7 protein-coding genes are annotated in these 6,402 nt (G+C 73.6%); all 7 read right to left on the bottom strand.

Translation table 11 applies throughout. The features are described 5' to 3' along the window. Window positions 1–131: 131 nt before the first annotated feature. Window positions 132–1,712: an MFS transporter gene (locus ACFXDE_RS17300; RefSeq protein WP_380495030.1), complete on the bottom strand. Its 1,581-nt coding sequence runs from the start codon at window positions 1,710–1,712 to the stop codon at window positions 132–134. Next, a complete protein-coding gene (locus tag ACFXDE_RS17295; protein ID WP_380495028.1) occupies window positions 1,709–2,308 on the bottom strand; it encodes a TetR/AcrR family transcriptional regulator in 600 nt (199 codons plus the stop codon). The genes ACFXDE_RS17300 and ACFXDE_RS17295 overlap by 4 nt, the downstream gene beginning before the upstream one ends. A gap of 146 nt (window positions 2,309–2,454) precedes the next feature. Continuing rightward, window positions 2,455–2,847, bottom strand: a complete 393-nt coding sequence (locus ACFXDE_RS17290) for a cell division protein SepF (protein ID WP_359961994.1) — start codon at window positions 2,845–2,847, stop codon at window positions 2,455–2,457. Between the two features lie 271 nt (window positions 2,848–3,118). After that, the gene (locus tag ACFXDE_RS17285; protein ID WP_380442985.1) at window positions 3,119–3,634 is read right to left on the bottom strand and encodes a DinB family protein; all 516 of its coding nucleotides are present in this window, start codon (window positions 3,632–3,634) and stop codon (window positions 3,119–3,121) included. Between the two features lie 58 nt (window positions 3,635–3,692). Next, window positions 3,693–4,397 (bottom strand): TVP38/TMEM64 family protein, encoded by a 705-nt coding sequence (locus ACFXDE_RS17280; protein ID WP_380495025.1) that lies wholly within the window; start codon window positions 4,395–4,397, stop codon window positions 3,693–3,695. Window positions 4,398–4,415: 18 nt separating this feature from the next. Beyond that, a complete protein-coding gene (locus tag ACFXDE_RS17275; protein ID WP_380442989.1) occupies window positions 4,416–4,967 on the bottom strand; it encodes an RICIN domain-containing protein in 552 nt (183 codons plus the stop codon). 98 nt (window positions 4,968–5,065) lie between these two features. Further along, window positions 5,066–6,295: an MFS transporter gene (locus ACFXDE_RS17270; protein WP_380495023.1), complete on the bottom strand. Its 1,230-nt coding sequence runs from the start codon at window positions 6,293–6,295 to the stop codon at window positions 5,066–5,068. Window positions 6,296–6,402: the final 107 nt, after the last annotated feature.

Raw genomic sequence — 6,402 nt, 5'->3', positions numbered from 1 at the left:
GGCATGGTGGTCGGGGCCGTGCTGCACCGGCCCTTCTGGGCGACCCAGTGCGGGGGGCGCCCCCCCACCGGGCACCGGGGGGGGGGGCCGCCCAACCGCTCAGGAGCAGAATCGTTTCGCTGCAGAACCGTTTAGGCATCCACCTTCTCGGGCGCTGGCCGGACCTCCGCCGGCTCGGCCGCCGGGGCGGAGAGCCCGCGCAGCAGGCGCCAGGCCATCGCGGCGGCGCCGATCAGCAGCACGGCCGAGGCGATGCCCGCGACGTTCATGCCGTGGACGAACGCGTGCTTCGCGCTCGCCAGCAGCGGCTCGCCGAGGGCCTGGGGCAGCCCGTGGGCCGCCTCGACGGCCCCGCCGAGCGACTCGCCGGCCCGGGCGGCGGCGGCCGGGTCCGCGCCCTGCGGGACGGACAGCCCGCTCGCGTAGAGCGAGCCGACCACCGAGCCGACCAGCGCGATGCCGAGCGCGGTGCCCAGCTCGTACGCCGTCTCCGACACCGCGGAGGCGGCCCCGGCCTTGTCGGCCGGCGCGGCGCTCAGCACGAGGTCGGCGCCGAGCGTGTAGACCACCCCTTCGGCCGTCCCGACCAGCAGGAACGAGGCGGCCAGCACCAGGTACGTGGTGTCCTGCTGGAGCCAGCCGAGCACACCGACGCCGAAGCCCATCGCCAGCAGACAGAACGTCAGCGCGGCCCGGGCGCCGGTGCGCCGGACCAGCCGGGCGGTCAGCAGACCGCCCGCCACCGACCCGGCGAAGGCCGGCAGTTCGGCGAGGCCCGCCTGCAGCGGCTCGTAGCCGCGGACCAGCTGGAGGTACTGCGAGGTCACGAAGACCACGCCGGACAGGCCGATCAGTGAGATCAGCGAGGCCAGCACGGCGGCGGTGAACCGGCGGTCGCGGAACAGCCGGACGTCCAGCAGCGGGGTGTCCAGCCGGAGCTGGCGGCGGACGAAGACGGTCAGCGCGGCGGCGCCCACGAGGCCGGCGAGCGGCACGTCCCAGCGCGCCACGCCGTTCGCGGCGGCCTCCTTGACCGCGTAGACGACGCCGATCACACCGGCCAGCGACAGCAGGACGCTCAGCACGTCCCAGCGGCCCGGCTTCGGGTCCCTGGACTCGGGCAGCAGCCAGGCGCCGAAGCCCAGCAGCAGGAGCAGCACGGGGATGTTGAGCAGGAAGACCGAGCCCCACCAGAAGTGCTCCAGCAGCACGCCGCCGACCACCGGCCCGAGCGCGGCGCCCGCGGCCGCGGCGGCGCCCCAGATGCCGATCGCGGTGGCCCGCTCCCGGTCGTCCGGGAAGAGGCTGCGGATCAGCGAGAGGGTGGACGGCATGATCGTCGCCCCGGCCACGCCGAGCAGGACGCGGGCCAGGATCAGCCAGCCGGGCCCGGGTGCGTACGCGGCGAGCAGCGAGGCGGCGCCGAACGCGGTGGAGCCGACCAGCAGCAGCTTCTTGCGGCCGATCCGGTCGCTCAGCGCGCCCATGCTGACCAGCAGGCCGGCGAGGACGAAGGAGTAGGCGTCGCCGATCCAGAGCAGCTGGGTGCCGCTGGGGCGCAGCGTCTCGCTGATGGACGGGATGGCGAGGGAGAGGACGGTCGCGTCGACGGCGACCAGGGTGACGGCGAGGACGAGGACGGCGAGGCCGCTCCAGCGGCGGCTCGGGGTCGGGTTCGTCAGGCTCGGAGTGGTCAGGACGGTGCTGCTCATGGTGTATCGGTTTCCGTTGAGCGGGCCGAAGAGGAGGTGGGAGCGGGGGACGAGGGTCGGCGCAGGGCGCCGCCGAGGAAGAGCTCGGTGATCGAGAACGCGGCGTCGCGCGGGGCGAGCCGGCCGTCCTGGATGGCCCAGCCGACGCCGGCGACGAGGTCGAAGAACGCCTCGCTGAGCCAGGCGGCGGACAGCTCGATCCGGAAGACGCCCTGGTGCTGTCCGCGCAGGAACAGCGCGTGCAGCCGTTCGGTCTGGGTCTCCCAGAGCGCGTTGATGTTCTCGTCGTCGTAGAGCTGGTTCTCGCCGGCCAGGAAGGCGCAGAGCATGGCGTCGGGGACGGCGACCTCGACCAGGCGGCGTACCGCGGTCTCGGCGTCGCCCTCCCCGGCGGTGGCGGTGTCCAGCGCGGTGGCGAAGCGCTGCAGGCTGAGCAGGCCGACCTCGCGGATCAGGGCCTCGCGGCCGGGGAACAGCCGGTGCAGCGTGGCGCGGCTGATGCCGGCGGCGCGCGCGATCTCGTCCAGGTGGGCGGTCGGGCGGCGGGAGAGCACGCTGACGGCGGCTTCGAGGACGGTGTCGCGATCGGTGGCCATGCTTCGAGTGTAGCTCAAGTGAGACATCGATGTCTCAAAATAGGATTGGTCGCCTCAGGTGGGGCGTGCGGGCCCGGCGGCCGGGCAGCAAAAAAACCGGGGTCGGCGGTTGCCGTCCCCGGTTCTCGTGCCGCTCCCTCGGGAGCTCAGCTCTGGTTGTAGAACCCGGTGTCGTCGAGCGGGCGGTCGATCACCATGACCTCGACGTCGGCCGGGGTGAGCAGGAAGACCCGGCGGGCGATCCGCTCGATGCCGCCCTGGGTGCCGAAGATCAGCCCGGAGGCGAAGTCGACCATCCGCTTGGCCTCGGCCTCCTCCATCTCGGTGAGGTCCATGACCACCGGAGTGCTGGCCCGGATGTGCTCGCCGACGGTGCGGGCGGCCTCGAATCCGGTCGGCCGCAGTGAGACGATCTTGGCCGGCGACGGCATCGCGGGCACGGTGTCCCGCTCGCTCCACTCGTCGTCGTACACGGCGGCCGGGTAGTGCCCCGAGGGCATCAGCCACCCGTTGTGGTGCTCGTCGCGAAGTGCTCCCATGCCGCGCCTCCCTGCCTCGTCCCGGCCGCGTCCCCCCGGGTGCGCGTGCCCTTTTTGACACGTCATCCACTCGTCGGAACTGTCCGAGTATCGCACTGTTCACCGGTCCCGTGCCCGCTCGCGCCCCCCGTACGAGTCGTGCCGCGCCGGAAACCCGGGCGGACCCGGGCACCAACATCGACGCGGGTGGCTTGCGTACGGTTGCGCGCGTAGACCTTATCGGTCGTGGTCACCGCGTAATTGACCTTCTGTCAACAATGCGGAAACGATTTCACTCCCCGGTCCTGCCGTCCAGCAGCTCGCGCAGAAAATCCGCGTGACCGTTGTGCCGCGCGTACTCCTCGATCATGTGGACGAGGATCCAGCGGAGCGTCACGTCCGCGTCCCGGCGCTGCCGTTTGCCCACCGTGTCGAGCGGGAGGCCGGCGATCGCGCGGCGGGCGGCGTCGACCTCGGCGTGCCAGGTGGCGAAGTCGGCGGCGACGTCCGCGGTGGCGACGTCGTCGAAGTCGCCGTCCTCGTTCTCCGGGGTCCAGTAGTGGCCGGTGCTGACGTCCGCGCCCAGCAGGATGCCCTGGAACCAGTGCTGCTCGACCTCGGCCATGTGCCGCACGAGGCCGAGCAGGGACAGGCCGGACGGCGGGACGGAACGCGTGCGCAGCTGGTCGTCGGTGAGGCCCTCGCACTTGAGGGCGAGCGTGCTGCGGTGGAAGTCCAGCCAGGCCGTCAGCATGGTGGTCTCGTCGGCGGACATGGGCGGGTCGACCCGCGGCGTGAGGTTGGTCATGGCCGCCATGGTGGCGCCGGGCGGGGGTGGATCGCGAGCGAATAAGCGCGTGTCCGGCTCAGGCGGTGGTGGCGGTGGCGCGGCGGCGGGCGACGGCGGCCCGCCAGAGCGAGACCAGGGTCACCAGGCCGAACACCCCGATCACGCCCGCCGACAGCAGGAACGACACCGAGCCGGGCCGGCGCGCGCTGGCCGCGGCCGTCACGTACACCGCGGTGGTCGGCACGACGCCGATGGCGGTGGCCAGGACGTACGGCACGAAGCGCGTGCCGGAGAACGCGGCGCCGTAGTTGCCGGCCTGGAACGGCAGGCCGGGCATCAGGCGCAGCAGCAGGACGCTGCGGAAGCTCTGGTCGGTGAAGCGGCGGTCCAGGGCGGTCAGCATCTTCCCGCGCAGGAAGGGGCGCAGCGCGTCGCGGCCGAGGGCCCGGCCGAGGCCGAACGCCGCCGCCGCGCCGAGGGTGGTGCCGAGGACGGCGAGCAGGGTGCCCTGCTGGATGCCGAGCAGCAGCCCGGCGGCGGCGTTGAGGGCCGGGCGGGGCAGGAAGGCGAGCGTGCCGAGGGCGTAGACCGTGACGAAGGCCGGCGCGAGCCAGTACCCGGGCACCCCGGCGGGCAGCCCGCCGCGCAGGAACGCCGTCGGGCTCCACAGCAGCAGCGACCCGGCGGCGGCGCCGAGGATCAGGACGAGCAGCGCGAAGCGCCACCACGGCGAACGCGGTGCGGGCTCGGGCGGTGCGGGGGCTGCTTCTGGTGCGTGCACCGCCCGAGCCTAGCTCTCCTATGCGTAAGGATCCTTTTCGGGGCTGTAGTGCCAGAACTGGTTGTCCCCGGCGTGGAAGTCCCACTGGATGACCGGGGTGCCGTCGGCGATCACGCCGCCGGCGACGTCCAGGCTGAGCCCGCTGTTGGCGTTGACGATGTGGCGGGGGGTGCCGGCGTGGCTGACCGGCGGGTCGCTCCACTGCTGGTTGCTGCCGCCGTTGCAGGTCCACTGGCCGGCCTGGGTGCCCGGGGTGGTGCTGAAGGCGGGGATCTCCAGACACTTGCCGCTGTGCAGGTTGATCCAGCCGTTGGCGGTCTGGGTCCACTTCTGGTTGTCGCCGCCGGTGCAGGTCCAGATCCGGACCGGGGCGCCGTCGTCGGTGCGCCAGTCGGCGACCTCCAGGCACAGGTCGTTCTGGCCCGCGTACATCCCGGTGCGGATCTCGGCGGGCCCGAAGTCGGTGGCGGTCGTCGCGGTGGCGGCACCGGCGGTCGGTGCGGCCAGCACCGACCCTCCGGTGAGGGCGAGGACGGCGGCGGCCGTCGCGAGTCTCGTGCGATGGGTCATCGGTGCGCTCCCCGTGGTCGACGTTGGAGTGTTCGACCGCGCCCGGCGCGGAAAAGTTGTGCGCCGATCCGGGGGAAGACGCGGGGGTGCCCGTCGGGTCAGAGCGTCGAGAGGTCGTTGCCCGCCGGGGCGCTCACGCCGCCGGACGGGCCGTCGGGTGCGTTCCGTTCGCTGCGGCGCAGTGCCCCGGCGCTCGGCACCAGGGCCAGGGCGAGCGCGGTGACGAGGACGAAGGAGACGGTCAGCGAGGTGGCCTGGGCGAGCCCGCCGACGACGGCCGGGGCGATCAGGCCCGAGGTGTAGGTGACGGTGGCGACGCCCGCGATGGCCTGGCTGGGGTTGGGGCCGCTGCGCCCGGCCGCCGCGAAGGCCAGCGGGACGATGACCGCGATGCCGACGCCGATCAGCGCGAAGCCCGGGATCGCGAGGGCCGGTTCGTCCGCCAGCACGACGAGCACGCCGCCCGCCGTCGCGGTGGCACCGCCGAGGCGGGTCGCCCGGACGGCGCCGAGGCGGCGGATCACCGCGTCCCCGGCCAGCCGGCTGACGGCCATGGTGAGCGCGAACGCGGAGTAGGAGACCGCGGCGACGGTGGCCGAGGCGCCGGTGATGTCGCGCAGGTAGACGCCGCTCCAGTCCATCGAGGCGCCCTCGGCGAACACGGCGCAGAAGCCGACCAGCCCGATCACCAGCGAGCTGCGCGGCGGCAGCGCGAACCGCGGCGGCGCCTCGGCCTCCTCCGGTGCCCGCAGGTCGGGCAGGCCCCGGCAGACGGCCTGGGCGAGGGCCAGCAGCACGAGGGCGGTGACGGCCAGCTGGAGGCGGGCGTCGAGGTCGAGGTGGGCGGCGAGGATGCCGAAGCCGGAGGCCAGCAGCCCGCCCGCGCTCCACATCCCGTGCAGGCCGGACATGATCGAGCGGCCGAGGCGCTCCTCGATCTCCACGCCCTGCGCGTTCATCGCGACGTCGGACATGCCCGAGGTCGCGCCGTAGACGAGCAGGGCCGCGCACAGGACGGGCAGCGACGGCGCGAGCGCGGGCAGGGCCAGCGCCAGGCACCACAGCGAGATGAGCCCGCGCACGGCCGCCCGCCCGCCGTAGCGGTGGACGAACCGGCTGGCCAGCGGCATCGCGAGGAACGAGCCGACGGCGGGCATCACCAGGGCGAGCCCGAGCTGGCCGGGGGAGAGGTCGAGGCGGTGCTGGATCCACGGGATCCGGCTGACGAAGGTGCCCGTGACGGCGCCGTGCACGGCGAACACCAGGGCGATGCTCGCCCTGGCCCGCCGGGGCGCGGGCAGCGGGTCCAGTGGTGCGGTCGTGGTCATGTGGGCTTCCCTCCCGGTCGCACGCGGCGGATCGGCCGTCCGGCGGCAGGTTGCGGCGGCGGCAGTTTGCTGCGGCGGGCGATAAATTATCAGGAAGGGACCCTGAT

It is taken from the genome of Kitasatospora sp. NPDC059408 (assembly GCF_042751525.1).
GTDB lineage: Bacteria > Actinomycetota > Actinomycetes > Streptomycetales > Streptomycetaceae > Kitasatospora.
The sequence above is the reverse complement of the archived record's forward strand: the minus strand, read 5'-3'. Positions and strand labels throughout refer to the sequence as shown.